Origin of the sequence: Streptomyces sp. NPDC005722 (genome assembly GCF_040630935.1) — a bacterium.
Taxonomy (GTDB): Bacteria; Actinomycetota; Actinomycetes; order Streptomycetales; family Streptomycetaceae; genus Actinacidiphila.
This window is the reverse complement of record NZ_JBEXYN010000005.1, coordinates 241,179-255,021: the sequence shown is the minus strand read 5'-3', so window position 1 is coordinate 255,021 and position 13,843 is coordinate 241,179. Positions and strand designations below refer to the sequence as shown.

General features: G+C 70.0%; 14 protein-coding genes and 1 pseudogene. 9 read left to right on the top strand and 6 right to left on the bottom strand.

Going from position 1 to position 13,843, the window contains the following annotated elements; genetic code table 11:
• Positions 1-23: 23 nt before the first annotated feature.
• From ABZ479_RS08925 to dnaA, 5 genes and pseudogenes are all read right to left on the bottom strand, one after another.
• Positions 24-572 (bottom strand): DciA family protein, encoded by a 549-nt coding sequence (locus tag ABZ479_RS08925; protein ID WP_500460828.1) that lies wholly within the window; start codon positions 570-572, stop codon positions 24-26.
• Positions 569-1,699 carry a DNA replication/repair protein RecF gene (gene recF / locus ABZ479_RS08920; protein WP_500460827.1) on the bottom strand — a complete coding sequence of 377 codons (1,131 nt, stop codon included), beginning with the start codon at positions 1,697-1,699 and terminating at the stop codon, positions 569-571. The genes ABZ479_RS08925 and recF overlap by 4 nt, the downstream gene beginning before the upstream one ends.
• Before the next feature lie 32 nt (positions 1,700-1,731).
• A pseudogene (gnd, locus tag ABZ479_RS08915) lies at positions 1,732-2,613 on the bottom strand (phosphogluconate dehydrogenase (NAD(+)-dependent, decarboxylating)); the annotation flags it as partial.
• A 79-nt stretch (positions 2,614-2,692) separates the two neighbouring features.
• The gene (dnaN, locus tag ABZ479_RS08910) at positions 2,693-3,823 is read right to left on the bottom strand and encodes a DNA polymerase III subunit beta (RefSeq protein WP_500460825.1); all 1,131 of its coding nucleotides are present in this window, start codon (positions 3,821-3,823) and stop codon (positions 2,693-2,695) included.
• A 914-nt stretch (positions 3,824-4,737) separates the two neighbouring features.
• Positions 4,738-6,489, bottom strand: a complete 1,752-nt coding sequence (gene dnaA / locus ABZ479_RS08905; RefSeq protein ID WP_500460824.1) for a chromosomal replication initiator protein DnaA — start codon at positions 6,487-6,489, stop codon at positions 4,738-4,740.
• A gap of 386 nt (positions 6,490-6,875) precedes the next feature.
• On the opposite strand from dnaA, the gene rpmH reads away from it, so the two are divergent.
• The 9 genes from rpmH (at position 6,876) to ABZ479_RS08860 (ending at position 13,439) form a co-directional block, all read left to right on the top strand.
• Positions 6,876-7,013, top strand: a complete 138-nt coding sequence (gene rpmH, locus ABZ479_RS08900; protein WP_003975051.1) for a 50S ribosomal protein L34 — start codon at positions 6,876-6,878, stop codon at positions 7,011-7,013.
• A 26-nt stretch (positions 7,014-7,039) separates the two neighbouring features.
• Complete coding sequence (rnpA, locus tag ABZ479_RS08895; protein ID WP_499604619.1) at positions 7,040-7,414, top strand: ribonuclease P protein component; 375 nt, start codon at positions 7,040-7,042, stop codon at positions 7,412-7,414.
• Positions 7,411-7,731 carry a membrane protein insertion efficiency factor YidD gene (gene yidD, locus ABZ479_RS08890; protein WP_499604621.1) on the top strand — a complete coding sequence of 107 codons (321 nt, stop codon included), beginning with the start codon at positions 7,411-7,413 and terminating at the stop codon, positions 7,729-7,731. The genes rnpA and yidD overlap by 4 nt, the downstream gene beginning before the upstream one ends.
• Positions 7,732-7,733: 2 nt before the next feature.
• Complete coding sequence (gene yidC / locus ABZ479_RS08885; RefSeq protein WP_500460822.1) at positions 7,734-8,777, top strand: membrane protein insertase YidC; 1,044 nt, start codon at positions 7,734-7,736, stop codon at positions 8,775-8,777.
• Between the two features lie 15 nt (positions 8,778-8,792).
• Positions 8,793-9,290: a Jag family protein gene (locus ABZ479_RS08880; RefSeq protein ID WP_499604625.1), complete on the top strand. Its 498-nt coding sequence runs from the start codon at positions 8,793-8,795 to the stop codon at positions 9,288-9,290.
• 110 nt (positions 9,291-9,400) lie between these two features.
• Positions 9,401-10,117: a 16S rRNA (guanine(527)-N(7))-methyltransferase RsmG gene (gene rsmG, locus ABZ479_RS08875; protein ID WP_500460820.1), complete on the top strand. Its 717-nt coding sequence runs from the start codon at positions 9,401-9,403 to the stop codon at positions 10,115-10,117.
• A 247-nt stretch (positions 10,118-10,364) separates the two neighbouring features.
• Positions 10,365-11,411 (top strand): ParA family protein, encoded by a 1,047-nt coding sequence (locus ABZ479_RS08870; RefSeq protein WP_500460819.1) that lies wholly within the window; start codon positions 10,365-10,367, stop codon positions 11,409-11,411.
• A complete protein-coding gene (locus ABZ479_RS08865) occupies positions 11,408-12,517 on the top strand; it encodes a ParB/RepB/Spo0J family partition protein (RefSeq protein WP_500460818.1) in 1,110 nt (369 codons plus the stop codon). Before ABZ479_RS08870 ends, ABZ479_RS08865 begins: the two co-directional genes overlap by 4 nt.
• Positions 12,518-12,821: 304 nt before the next feature.
• Complete coding sequence (locus ABZ479_RS08860) at positions 12,822-13,439, top strand: GNAT family N-acetyltransferase (RefSeq protein WP_499604632.1); 618 nt, start codon at positions 12,822-12,824, stop codon at positions 13,437-13,439.
• A 57-nt stretch (positions 13,440-13,496) separates the two neighbouring features.
• On the opposite strand, the gene trxA is transcribed toward ABZ479_RS08860, so the two are convergent.
• Positions 13,497-13,826, bottom strand: coding sequence for a thioredoxin (trxA, locus tag ABZ479_RS08855; RefSeq protein ID WP_089225436.1), 330 nt, complete (start codon positions 13,824-13,826; stop codon positions 13,497-13,499).
• Between the last annotated feature and the right edge of the window lie 17 nt (positions 13,827-13,843).

The window sequence follows — 13,843 nt, the reverse complement described above, 5'->3', positions numbered from 1 at the left end:
ATTACGCACAGCAGGTTTCCGGCCTATCCGTACGTATCGCCCGGCCCACGGCTCCCGGGAGCGCGCAGCCGCCCGTACGAACGCACCGGTCCCCCCGGTCCCAGGACCTTGATCAGCTTCACGGTGCCGTGCCCGAGGTCGGCGTTCAGCCTGGCCACCAGCGTCGGGGCGAGCAGCCGCAGCTGCGTCGCCCAGGCCGTGGAGTCGCACTGCACCGTGAGGACCCGCTCCTCCTCGTCGTACCGCTGCGGCTGGCAGTGCAGGGCCACGTCGTCACCCACCAGTTCCGGCCAGCGGCCCATCACGCCGCCCACCGCCGCCGGGGCCTCCCAGCCGCGCTCGGTGATCAGCCGGCTGATCGCGGCGCCCAGCGGCAACGGGTCGCGCCCGTCCGCCCGTGCGCCGCTGCGCAACCCCCCGCGCCGGGCCTGCTTCTTCTGCTGCGCGGCCGCGCCCCTGGCGCGGGCCTGCTCCTTGGCCGCGCGCAGCGCGACCCTGGCCAGGTCGACGCCGGACACCGGCTCGCCCTGGGCGCCCGTCGCCTGCCCCGGCGGCTGCTGCTGATCCGTCATGCCCGCTCCACGCCGCCGTCCTCCACCGCGTACCGGGCGCCGACCAGCACGTCCGGCACGTCGTCGTCCACCGCCGCCGTCACCAGCACCTGCTCACCGGGGGCCACCAGCTCCGCCAGCCGGGCCCGGCGCCGGGCGTCCAGCTCGGCGAAGACGTCGTCCAGCACCAGCACCGGCTCGCCGCCGTCGGCGCGCAGCAGGTCGTACGAGGCCAGCCGCAGCGCCAGCGCGTACGACCAGGACTCCCCGTGGCTCGCGTACCCCTTGGCGGGGAGCTGCCCCAGCTTGAGGGAGAGGTCGTCCCGGTGCGGGCCGACCAGGGTCACCCCGCGCTCGATCTCCTGCTTGCGGGCCTCCCCGAGGGCCTCCAGCAGCAGCCCGTACAACTGCTCGCGGCCCGACGCCCCGGCGATCCGTTCGCCGATCGAACTGCGGTACTCCAGCACGACCGGACCGCCGCCCGGCGCCAGCTGCTCGTACGCCTTGTCCGCCAGCGGCTGCAGGGCGTGGGTGAGGTCCAGGCGCTGGGCCAGCAACTCGGCGCCGGCCTTGGCCAGGTGCTGGTCCCAGATGTCGAGCGTGGACAGGTCGGCGCCGCGGCCGCCGTGGCGGCGGGCCATCGCGGCCGACTTCAGCAGGGTGTTGCGCTGCTTGAGGACCCGCTCGTAGTCGCTGCGGACGCCCGCCAGCCGGGGCGCCCGCGCGGTGAGCAGCTCGTCGAGGAAGCGCCGGCGCTCCCCGGGGTCGCCCTTGACCAGGGCCAGGTCCTCGGGGGCGAAGAGCACCGTCCTGACTATCCCCAGCAGGTCGCGCGGGCGGACCTGGGAGGAGCGGTTGAGCCGGGCCCGGTTGGAGCGCCCCGGGTTGATCTCCAGCTCGACCAGCTGCTGCCGCTCGCCCTGCACCACCGACGCCCGCACGATCGCCCGGTCGGCGCCCATCCGCACCAGCGGGGCGTCGCTCGCGACGCGGTGGCTGCCGAGGGTCGCCAGGTAGCCGACCGCCTCGACCAGATTGGTCTTGCCCTGGCCGTTGGGCCCCACGAAAGCGGTGACGCCCGGGTCGAGCGGGACCTCGACCCGGGCGTAGGAGCGGAAGTCGGCGAGCGACAGATGCGCGACGTGCATGGCTGCGCGCCGCCTCCTTCCCGGGGGTGTGACTAGTGCTTCTCGACGGCGTGGCCGCCGAACTGGTTGCGGAGCGCGGCGATCATCTTCATCTGCGGGGAGTCGTCCTGGCGGGACGAGAAGCGCGCGAAGAGGGACGCGGTGATCGCGGGCAGCGGCACGGCGTTGTCGATCGCGGCCTCGACCGTCCAGCGGCCCTCGCCGGAGTCCTCGGCGTAGCCCTTGAGCTTGTCGAGGTGCTCGTCCTCGTCGAGGGCGTTGACGGCCAGGTCCAGCAGCCAGGAGCGGATGACGGTGCCCTCCTGCCAGGAGCGGAACACCTCGCGCACGTCGGTGACCGAGTGGACCTTCTCCAGCAGCTCCCAGCCCTCGGCGTAGGCCTGCATCATGGCGTACTCGATGCCGTTGTGGACCATCTTCGCGAAGTGGCCGGCACCGACCTTGCCCGCGTGGACGGAACCGAAGTTCCCCACCGGCTTGAGGGCGTTGAAGACCGGCTGCACCTTCTCCACGTGCTCGGGCTCGCCGCCGTACATCAGCGCGTAGCCGTTCTCCAGGCCCCAGACGCCGCCGGAGACACCGCAGTCGACGAAGCCGACGCCCTTGGCGGCCAGCTCCTCGGCGTGCTTCTCGTCGTCCGTCCAACGGGAGTTGCCGCCGTCGACGACGACGTCACCGGGGGAGAGCAGCTCACCGAGCTCGTCGATCGTCGACTGGGTGGCGGCGCCGGCCGGCACCATCACCCACACCACGCGCGGGGCCTCGAGCCTGTCCACAAGTTCCTGCAGGCTGTGGACATCGGCGAGGTCCGGGTTGCGGTCGTAGCCGATGACAGTGTGACCGGCCTGGCGGATGCGCGTGCGCATGTTCCCGCCCATCTTGCCGAGACCGATGAGACCGAGCTCCATCGTTGATCCTTCGTTCGAAGCCTGCCTGACCTACGTCGAGCCTACGTCGGCCCCCGCAGGGCGACGCGACCGGACAGGCCTCGCGTCAGCCGGACAGCCGGACCGGCATGATCAGGTACTTGTACGCGTCGTCGGCCTCGGCGTCGACCGCCGGACGGCCGCTGAGCAGCGCGGGCTTCGTCGACGTGGTGAAGGACAGCTGCGCCACCGGCGAGTCGATCGCGCTCAGGCCGTCCAGCAGGAAGGTCGGGTTGAAGGCGATCGAGATGTCGTCGCCCTCCAGCGTGGCGTCCACGCGCTCCACAGCCTGTGCGTCGTCGCTGGAACCGGCCTCCAGGGTCAGCACGCCCTGCTCGAAGCTCAGCCGGACCGGCGTGTTGCGCTCGGCCACCAGGGCCACGCGCTTGACGGCCTCGACGAAGGGGGCCGTCTCGATCACCGCGACGGAGTTGAACTCGGTCGGGAAGAGCGTCCGGTACTTCGGCAGGTCGCCCTCGAGCAGACGCGTCGTGGTGCGGCGGCCCGCGCCCTCGAAGCCGATCAGGCCCTCGCCCGCGCCGGAGCCGGCCAGGGCGATGGCGACGGAGTCGCCGTTGGTGAGGGACTTGGCGGTGTCCAGCAGCGTCTTGGCGGGCACCAGGGCGACCGCGGAGATGTCCGGGGTCTCCGGCTTCCACAGGAACTCGCGGACCGCGAAGCGGTAGCGGTCGGTGGCGGCCAGGGTGACGGTGTCGCCCTCGATCTCGATCCGCACACCGGTCAGCACCGGCAGGGTGTCGTCACGGCCGGCGGCGATGGCGACCTGCGCGGCCGCCGCGGCGAAGACCTCGCCGGGGACGGTGCCGGAAGCGGTGGGCATCGCGGGCAGCGCCGGGTACTCCTCCACAGGCAGGGTGTGGAGTGTGAATCGCGAGCTGCCGCAGACGACGGTCACGCGCACGCCCTCGGTGGAGATCTCCACAGGCCTGTTGGGAAGTGCCCGCGAGATGTCGGCGAGCAGCCGGCCGGAGACGAGGACGGTGCCGTCCTCCTCCACGTCGGCCTCGACCGAGACGCGGGCCGAGACCTCGTAGTCGAAGCCGGACAGGCTCAGCTGCCCCTCCTCGGCCTTCAGCAGCAGGCCCGCCAGGACCGGCACCGGGGGACGGGCCGGGAGACTGCGGGCCGCCCAGGCCACTGCCTCCGCGAGTACATCGCGCTCCACCCGGATCTTCACCGGAACCGCCTCCTGCTGTTGCTGGCTGTCTGTGGCCGACTCTCTGGCCCTGCTGGCCCTCTTGCCGAGAACAGTCTGACAGCCGCCACGGACATGCGGTGCGGGTTGGGGTCAAGCCGGAGGGCGGGGAGGCGGACGGCCCGCGGCTCGGTTGTGCACAGGTCCCACTTCGAAGCAGATTCCCCGGTAACTATCCCTGGTCGTAGTAATAGGGGTTGTGGAAACCGTGGATAAGTGGTTCCGGTGCAGGTCAGGCCCTGTTTTTTGTCCACCGCGCCTGTGGGTGGAGCCGGTGGACAACCGGGCCCGTCTGTGGACGGCCGGAAGTTGTGCACACGCGATTCACAGGAGCCCCCCGGTTCTCCCCAGCGCTGTCCCCAGGAATACCCGGGTTCTCCCCAGCCCAACCCACCACGTTGGTGTGACGCGGTTCACTCCGACCGGTGAGCGGGTGTGTTCCGTTGCCGAACAGTGGACAGGACTGTGGAGAAGCGGCCCCTGACTGGGGACAACCGCCCCCAACCTGTGGGCGAGCGGTGGACAACCACGAGAGGGGTCCTGTGGGCGGCCGGAATGTCCACAGTCTGTGGATCAGGGTTGCCCACAAATCCACATGGCCCCCAGCAGGCCGAACGAGCATCGTACGGCCCTGCCTGTGGACACGTTCGGGACAACCCGGGCATCCCCAGGCTGTGGACGGGGGAAAACCGCCCCGTCCTGTGGAGAGACGTTCCTGTCCCCGGGCCGCGGCCGGCGCAATCGAACAACGAGAAGCGCCCCGGGAGTTGGCCCGGGGCGCTGTGGACGTACGGAGTGCGTCCGGAAGGCGCGCGGAGGGCGCCTGAGGGGACGCGCGGGAGAGCCGCGAGTGGACGCGTTGGAGACCCCCGAGGGGACGCGTGGAAGGTCCCGCGTCAGCTCTTGATGCGGTTGGTGAGCTCGGTGACCTGGTTGTAGATGGACCGCCGCTCGGCCATCAGGGAGCGGATCTTGCGGTCCGCGTGCATGACCGTCGTGTGGTCGCGGCCGCCGAACAGGGCGCCGATCTTCGGCAGCGACAGGTCCGTGAGCTCCCGGCACAGGTACATGGCGATCTGCCGGGCCGTGACGAGCACGCGGCTGCGGGAGGAACCGGAGAGGTCCTCCACGTCCAGGCCGAAGTACGAGGCCGTCTCCGCCATGATCGCCTGTCCGCTGATCTCGGGGACGGAGTCCTCCCCGCCGGGGATCAGGTCCTTCAGCACGATCTCGGTGAGCTGCAGGTCCACCGGCTGACGGTTGAGGCTGGCGAAGGCCGTCACCCGGATCAGCGCGCCCTCCAGCTCGCGGATGTTCCGCGAGATCCGGGAGGCGATGAACTCCAGCACCTCCGGCGGGGCGTTGAGCTGCTCCTGCACCGCCTTCTTGCGGAGGATCGCGATCCGGGTCTCCAGCTCGGGCGGCTGGACGTCGGTGATCAGGCCCCACTCGAAGCGGTTGCGCAGCCGGTCCTCCAGGGTCACCAGCTGCTTGGGCGGCCGGTCGGAGGAGAGCACGATCTGCTTGTTGGCGTTGTGCAGGGTGTTGAAGGTGTGGAAGAACTCCTCCTGCGTCGACTCCTTGCTCGCCAGGAACTGGATGTCGTCGACCAGCAGGATGTCCATGTCCCGGTAGCGCTTGCGGAACGCGTCCGCCTTGCCGTCGCGGATGGAGTTGATGAACTCGTTGGTGAACTCCTCGGAGCTCACGTAGCGCACCCGCGTGCCCGGGTAGAGGCTGCGCGCGTAGTGCCCGATCGCGTGCAGCAGGTGCGTCTTGCCGAGGCCGGACTCCCCATAGATGAACAGCGGGTTGTACGCCTTGGCCGGTGCCTCCGCGACGGCGACGGCCGCGGCATGCGCGAAGCGGTTGGAGGCGCCGATGACGAAGGTGTCGAAGAGGTACTTGGGGTTCAGCCGCGCGGTGGGCTCCGCCGGGCCCCCCGAACCGCCCGACCCGCCGGCGCCCGAGTGGGAACCGGCACCGCCGTTCCCCCCTCCGGTGCGCGGCGGAGGCATGGCCGGCATCTGCGGCGGCGCCGGTTCCGGTCGCGCCGGGGGCTGGTGGGGCGAGGGGATCTCGTAGCGGGAGGCGGGCGGTTGGTAGTGCTCGCGCTCCTGGTAGTCGCCGAAGCGCTGCTGCTGCCAGCGGTCCTCGGGCTCGCGGGGCGGCCAGCCGCCGGAGCCGCCGGTGGGCCCGACCACGTGCTCGGGGTAGGCCGGGCGCATGCGCGGGACCTCGCCGTAGCCGTGCGGCCGCTCGTCGTACCGGCCCGGTTCCGCGGCGTACGCGGGGGGCTGCGGATGCGACGGCGCCTGGAGCTGCGGCTGCGGTTCGGGGACGACCGGCGCCTGCGGGGCGGGGGCCGCCTCCTGCTCGCCGCCGGAGGCGACGGCGATGGCGATGCCCACGGGGTGGCCGAACTCACGGCTGAGGACGTCGGTGATCAGCGGCAGGAGCCGCCCCTCCAGCACGCTCTTGGCGAACTCGTTGGGGGCGGACAGCACGGCCGTGCCCGCGACGAGCGCCAGCGGCTGCGTCCGCTGCAGCCAGTCCGCGTCCTTCGGCTTGAGGTCGTCGCTCTCCACGAGCAGTTTCTGCAGGACCCTGGGCCACACTGAGGCAAGATCGGCAGTTACGTCAGCCACAGTGCACGCTCTCTCGGTCGCTGGTTGGTGCCGATGGGTCCCACGAAGGTGTGGTTCTTGGGACGGACGGGAAGGTTTCGGAGTTCAGCCACGGTAGTCAGCGCAGCCTGCCTGGTTCAAGTCGTTGTCCACAGGGTGTGCAAAACCACGTCCGGATGGCGGCGCGTACGGCGGTGACCGAGGCTGGTTTGACCTGACGCCGCGGCCCCGCGTACCGTAACCAGGTCGAGTTGTCGATGGCTGCTGCCGCCTGCCTACCGATGGGCGAGGATCACCGAGGTGATCGTCAAGCGGTGCACACCAGGATGTTCCGCGAGTTCTTCGTGGGCGCACGGTGACAGCCAGGCGACGCCCCGCCAACACACGATTCATCCTGGAGCCCCCGAGTGAGCAAGCGCACCTTCCAGCCGAACAACCGTCGTCGCGCCAAGACCCACGGCTTCCGGCTGCGCATGCGTACGCGTGCCGGCCGCGCCATCCTCGCGACCCGCCGTAGCAAGGGCCGCGCCCGCCTGTCCGCCTGATCGCACCGAAGCGCGAGGTGTGAGTCGTGCTGCCCACCGAGAATCGGCTGAGGCGGCGGCAGGACTTCGCGACCGCGGTACGTCGAGGACGTCGGGCCGGACGGCCACTTCTGGTCGTCCACCTGCGCACCGACAGTGACACAAGGGACCCGCACGCAGCGGGGGGGAGTGCCTCCCCGGCGCGTGCGGGTTTCGTCGTGAGCAAGGCCGTCGGTAACGCGGTGACCCGGAACCTGGTCAAGCGTCGGCTTCGTCACCTTGTCCGCGAACGTCTGTCCGTGCTGCCCCCCGGTAGCCTGGTAGTCGTACGAGCGCTGCCCGGTGCGGGTGACGCAGACCATTCACAGCTGGCCCGAGACCTGGATGCCGCCCTCGGGAGGCTCCTGGGGGTGGCGCTATGAAGTACCCGTTGCTGGCCTTGATCAAGATTTACCAGTGGACCATCAGCCCGTTGCTCGGTCCGGTCTGCAAGTACTACCCCTCGTGTTCGCACTACGGGTATACGGCGATCGATCGGCACGGCGCGATCAAGGGCACTGCCCTGACCGCGTGGCGGATCCTGCGTTGCAACCCGTGGTCGCTGGGCGGCGTGGACCATGTCCCGCCGCGCAAGCGCCCACCGTGGCACGCTCGCCTGCGCGACGCCCTCCGGGGTGACGCACCGGGCGGGTCCGTTACTCCCGAGCCCGTCGAGTCGCCTCATGCCCAAGGAGCCTGACCGTGGGGATCTTGAACCCCCTCTACGATGCCGTTTCGTGGATCATCGTCCAGTTCCACTCGCTGTACAGCCTTGTCTTTGACAAGGACGGCGGCCTGGCCTGGGGCCTGTCGATCGTCTCCCTGGTGGTCCTGATCCGGATCTGCCTGATCCCGCTCTTCGTGAAGCAGATCAAGTCGACCCGGAACATGCAGGCGCTCCAGCCCAAGATGAAGGCGATCCAGGAGCGCTACAAGAACGACCGGCAGCGCCAGTCCGAAGAGATGATGAAGCTGTACAAGGAGACGGGCACCAACCCGCTCTCCTCGTGCCTTCCGATCCTGGCGCAGTCCCCCTTCTTCTTCTCGCTGTACCACGTGCTGAGCTACATCGCGCAGGGCAAGCAGGTCGGCGTGATGGGCCAGGACCTCGTCAACAGCGCCCAGAAGGCCCACATCTTCGGTGCTCCGCTCGCCGCGAAGTTCACCGACGGCGCCGACAAGCTCACGCAGCTCGGCGCCTCGGTCACCGACGTCCGCGTGGTCACGGTCATCATGATCGTCCTGATGTCGGCCTCGCAGTTCTACACGCAGCGCCAGCTGATGACGAAGAACGTCGACATGACGGTGAAGACGCCGTTCATGCAGCAGCAGAAGATGCTGATGTACGTCTTCCCGATCATGTTCGCCGTCTTCGGCATCAACTTCCCCGTCGGTGTCCTCATCTACTGGCTGACCACCAACGTGTGGACCATGGGGCAGCAGATGTTCGTCATCCGCCGGAACCCGACTCCCGGCAGCCTCGCCTTCCAGCAGCGCCAGGAGCGCCTGAAGGCCAAGGGCAAGCTGAAGGACGAGCCCGCCGCCGCCAAGGAGCCGCAGGACGCGGCGCCGGTGAAGCGCACCCAGCCCAAGCGCCAGAGCAAGTCGCAGCGCCAGACGGGCGGCACCGCGCAGCCGGCCGGTGCCGGCGGCACCAAGCCCAAGCCGGGCGGCGGGGCGGCCGCGGGCACCAAGCCAAAGCCGAGCAGCGGCGCGGACAAGCCGAACCTGTCGAAGAAGAAGTAGCAGAGGAGTCCCGCCGTGACGGACGGCAACACCACCGACGCGCTCACCCGCCTCGAGCAGGAGGGCGAGATCGCGGCCGACTACCTCGAGGGGCTGCTGGACATCGCCGACCTCGACGGTGACATCGACATGGACGTCGAGGGGGACCGGGCCTCGGTCTCCATCGTCGGCGAATCGTCGAGCCGTGACCTCAACAAGCTCGTCGGCCGGGACGGCGAGGTGCTGGAGGCGCTCCAGGAGCTGACCCGGCTCGCGGTCCACCGGGAGACCGGTGACCGCAGCCGGCTGATGCTCGACATCGCCGGCTTCCGGGCCCGCAAGCGGGCCGAGCTGACGGAGCTGGGCGAGAAGGCGGCCGAGGAGGTCAAGGGCTCCGGCCAGCCGGTGAAGCTGAAGCCGATGACGCCCTTCGAGCGCAAGGTCGTGCACGACGCGGTGGCCGCCGCGGGGCTGCGCAGCGAGTCCGAGGGCGAGGAGCCCGAGCGCCGGGTGGTCGTCCTCCCGGCTTCCTGACCTCCACCGGTCTCAGCTCTCAGCGGTACTCACTCGGCCCCGTCTGTTCGCAGGCGGGGCCGAACCTTGTCAGCCTGGTGAAAGCTTGCAACAACGGAAGGACGGTTCTCGTGACGGAGGCAGCGGCGGAGCTTCCCCCGGCGCCGGAAGCGGCACGTGAGGTGTTCGGTGAGCGCTTCGCGGACGCGGTGCGGTACGCCGAACTGCTGGCCGACGCGGGAGTGCGCCGCGGGCTGATCGGCCCGCGCGAGGTGCCCCGGCTCTGGGAGCGCCACCTGCTGAACTGCGCCGTGCTCGCCGAGGTGATCCCCCAGGGCGTCTCGGTGTGCGACGTGGGCTCGGGCGCGGGGCTCCCGGGCATCCCGCTGGCACTGACCCGGCCGGACCTCAGCATCACCCTGCTGGAACCGCTGCTGCGCAGGACCACCTTCCTGGAGGAGGCCGTCCGGCTGCTGGGACTGTCCAACGTCGTGGTGGTGCGTGGCCGGGCCGAGGAGATGGTCGGCAAGGTACCGCCGGTGGACGTGGTGACCGCCCGTGCCGTGGCCCCGCTCGAACGTCTCGCCGGCTGGGGACTGCCGCTGCTCCGTCCGCACGGGGAGATGACCGTCCTCAAGGGCGACACCGCCGAGGAGGAGCTGAAGGCCGCACGCGCCGCCCTGAGCCGCCTCGGGGCTGTGGAGACCTCCGTGGTCCAGGTCGGCGAGGGCATCGTGGATCCGCTCTCGACGGTGGTGCGGGTGCTGGCGGGCGAGAGCCCCGGCGGTGTGCGGGGAGCGACCCGCAGGGCCAAGGCGGCCCGGGCGAGCCGTCGACAACGGCACTGATCGCGGCCGTGTGCTCCATACAAACGGCCATACGTACATAATCCGGAGTGTCGGGTAGGAAACGGTCGCGGCGCTGCGCATCGTGTTTCACGTGAAACGGCGCTCTCTGCTCCCAGGAATCCTCGGCCGCGCTCGTGCGGCGGCCGAGATGCTCTCGCATCGGCCCTCCGAGATGACCCATTCGGTGACTCGACCGGTGGATTCATCCACAGGAGAACCGCCCTCACTGGTTCGCGACCCCGAAAGCATGGCAGGCTCTCTTCATTGCGAGCTTGTAGTCGAGGAGAGTGAATCCTTGCGGTCCGACGCCAACATCGCGGGACCGATGGCCGATCCGGTCCCCGGTCCCCGCACCGAGCCGTTCGGGGATGATGTTTCACGTGAAACACCGCCCCCGATGGACGACACCCCCATCGGCCGTGCCGCCCAACTGGCCGTGGAGGCACTGGGGCGGGCCGGTGAAGGACTCCCACGCCCACCACAGACCCGAGTGATGGTGGTCGCCAACCAGAAGGGTGGGGTCGGCAAGACCACCACCACGGTCAACATGGCCGCCTCCCTGGCCCTCCACGGGGCCCGGGTGCTGGTCGTCGACCTCGACCCCCAGGGCAACGCCTCCACCGCCCTCGGGATCGACCACCACGCCGAAGTCCCCTCCATCTACGACGTGCTGGTGGAGAGCAAGCCGCTCTCCGACGTCGTCCAGCCGGTGCCGGACGTAGAGGGCCTCTTCTGCGCCCCCGCCACCATCGACCTGGCCGGCGCCGAGATCGAGCTGGTCTCGCTGGTGGCCCGCGAGAGCCGGCTGCAGCGGGCCATCGAGTCCTACGAGCAGCCACTGGACTACATCCTCATCGACTGCCCGCCCTCGCTCGGTCTGCTGACCGTCAACGCCCTGGTGGCCGGCGCCGAGGTCCTCATCCCGATCCAGTGCGAGTACTACGCCCTGGAGGGCCTGGGGCAGCTACTCCGCAACGTGGAGCTGGTGCGGGGCCACCTCAACCCCAAGCTCCATGTCTCCACCATCCTGCTGACCATGTACGACGGCCGGACCCGGCTCGCCTCGCAGGTCGCCGAGGAAGTGCGCACCCACTTCGGCAAGGAGGTGCTCAGCACGAGCATCCCGCGCTCGGTCCGCATCTCGGAAGCGCCCAGCTACGGTCAGACGGTGCTGACCTACGATCCCGGTTCGAGCGGCGCGCTGTCGTACCTCGAGGCGGCACGCGAGATGGCCCTGCGCGGCCTTGGGCGCAGCCAAGACACAGAGCAGAACACGTCGAAGGGGATCCAGTGAGTGAGCGACGCAGAGGACTCGGCCGTGGTCTCGGCGCGCTGATTCCCGCCGCACCGAACGGTGCGGACGCGGCAGCCGCGACCGCGGTGGCGACGGCGACGCCCGCCGCGCCTGTCCTGGCGCCGGAGCGAGGTGTCGCCGTCGCCAAGGTGACGGCCTTGTCGGAACAGCAGGGACGTGAGGGGACCGCGTCGATCCCCGTTTCACGTGAAACACCTGAAGCCATCGTGGTTGAGGAGCCGTCCCTGGTGGCGGGGGCGTACTTCGCGGAGCTGCCGCTGGACGCGATCATCCCCAACCCCCGTCAGCCGCGTGAGGTCTTCGACGAGGACGCGCTGGCCGAGCTGGTCACCTCCATCAAGGAGGTCGGCCTCCTGCAGCCGGTCGTCGTCCGTCAGGTCGGACCGGAGCGCTACGAGCTCATCATGGGCGAGCGGCGCTGGCGGGCCAGCCGGGAAGCGGGCCTGGAGGCCATCCCGGCGATCGTGCGCGCCACGGACGACGAGAAGCTCCTCCTGGACGCGCTGCTGGAGAACCTGCACCGTGCCCAGCTGAACCCGCTGGAAGAGGCGGCCGCCTACGACCAGCTCCTCAAGGACTTCGCCTGCACCCACGAGCAGCTCGCCGACCGGATCGGCCGCTCCCGCTCCCAGGTCTCCAACACCCTGCGCCTGCTGAAGCTCTCCGCGCCCGTACAGCGGCGTGTGGCGGCCGGTGTGCTCTCCGCCGGGCACGCCCGCTCCCTGCTCGCCCTGGAGGACGTGGAGGACCAGGACCGGCTCGCCAGCCGGATCGTGGCCGAGGGGCTCTCGGTGCGTGCGGTCGAGGAGATCGTGCATGTGATGAACTCCGAGTCCCAGCCGGCGCGGAAGGCACCGGCGCCCCGGGCCGGCAAGCGGATGTCCCCCGCGCTGACCGACCTCGCGCTGCGGCTCTCGGACCGCTTCGAGACCCGTGTGAAGGTGGACCTCGGGCAGAAGCGCGGGAAGATCGTCGTGGAGTTCGCCTCGATAGAGGACCTGGAGCGCATCCTCGGCTCGATGGCACCGGGCGAGGGAGACGTCCTCGAGCGGTCGCTCACCGAGGAGTCCGACGAGGAGGAGTGAGCCCCGGCGTCCTCACCGCCGCGTGACGGATCGCAACTACCGGGCGGGTCACGTCCCGAGAGGGATGTGACCCGCTTTTTGCTGGGCCGTTAGCGTTGCTCCGGTGTCGGACTTGTCCGCTCACGGATACGATGCGTACGGGATGGAGCACTACCTCCGAGGAGGGGCTCATGCGATCGGTGCGGCGCGTCGGAGTGGAGCACGATTGGCAGAGGGCCGCCCTCCTCGCAGCGGGGCTCGGGCTGGGCGCCGTGGGTGGCTTCGTCGGCAGTTGGGTCCACGACAGAAACGAGGGTCAGACCTCATGGGGCGTCGGATCGTTCCGCTCACGCTGGACAACCTCCCGGATCTCCCCAACCGCTGCCGCGCGTGCGTCTTCTGGGAGCTCGATCCGGTGAGCGGGGAGGCCGCCGTCCAGGCCGGCAAGCCGGAGCTGGAGAAGGAGGCCTGGATCTCGGCAGTGCTGCTGGAGTGGGGGTCCTGTGGCCGGGTCGTCTACGTGGACGAGGTGCCCGCCGGCTTCCTGCTCTACGCCCCGCCCGCCTACGTGCCGCGCTCGACGGCCTTCCCCACGAGTCCCGTCTCCCCCGACGCCGTCCAGCTGATGACCGCCCGGATCCTCCCGGGCTTCCAGGGACAGGGACTGGGCCGGGTGCTGGTGCAGACGATGGCCAAGGACCTGGTGCGGCGGGGCTTCCGGGCGATCGAGGCCTTCGGTGACGCGCGCTGGGAGGAGCCCGCGTGCGTCCTGCCCGCCGAGCACCTGCTGGCTGTCGGCTTCAAGACGGTACGGCCGCACCCGCGGTTCCCCCGGCTGAGGCTGGAACTGCGCACGACGATCTCCTGGAAGGAGGACGTCGAGATGGCGATCGACCGGCTGCTCGGCGCCGTGCAGAAGGAACCGGCGCTGCGGCCCCTGTGAACGGACGAAGGGCCCGCCCCTCACGGGGGCGGGCCCTTTCGTGTCCGTCTGCGGTGCTCAGCCGATGAAGTCCGCCAGGTCGCGCTCGATGGCGGCCTTCGGCTTGGCGCCGACGATGGTCTTCACGACCTCGCCGCCCTTGTAGACGTTGAGGGTCGGGATCGACATGACGCCGTACTTGGCGGCGGTGACCGGGTTCTCGTCGATGTTCAGCTTGACGATGGTGATCTGGTCGCCGTGCTCCGCGGCGATCGCCTCGAGCGACGGGGCGATCTGGCGGCACGGACCGCACCACTCGGCCCAGAAGTCGACGAGCACGGGCTTGTCACTGGACAGGACCTCCTCGTCGAAGGTCGCATCGGTCACGGTCTTGGTGTTGCCGGCCACGGCTGTCTCCTCGGTGT

What these genes read in the sequence shown, in the direction of transcription:
- ABZ479_RS08925 (WP_500460828.1), bottom strand. Translation starts at nt 572, where the DNA reads ATGACGGATCAGCAGCAGCCGCCGGGGCAGGCGACGGGCGCCCAGGGC.
- recF (WP_500460827.1), bottom strand. Translation starts at nt 1,699, where the DNA reads ATGCACGTCGCGCATCTGTCGCTCGCCGACTTCCGCTCCTACGCCCGG.
- yidD (WP_499604621.1), top strand. Translation starts at nt 7,411, where the DNA reads ATGAAGTACCCGTTGCTGGCCTTGATCAAGATTTACCAGTGGACCATC.
- ABZ479_RS08870 (WP_500460819.1), top strand. Translation starts at nt 10,365, where the DNA reads ATGGCAGGCTCTCTTCATTGCGAGCTTGTAGTCGAGGAGAGTGAATCC.
- ABZ479_RS08860 (WP_499604632.1), top strand. Translation starts at nt 12,822, where the DNA reads ATGGGGCGTCGGATCGTTCCGCTCACGCTGGACAACCTCCCGGATCTC.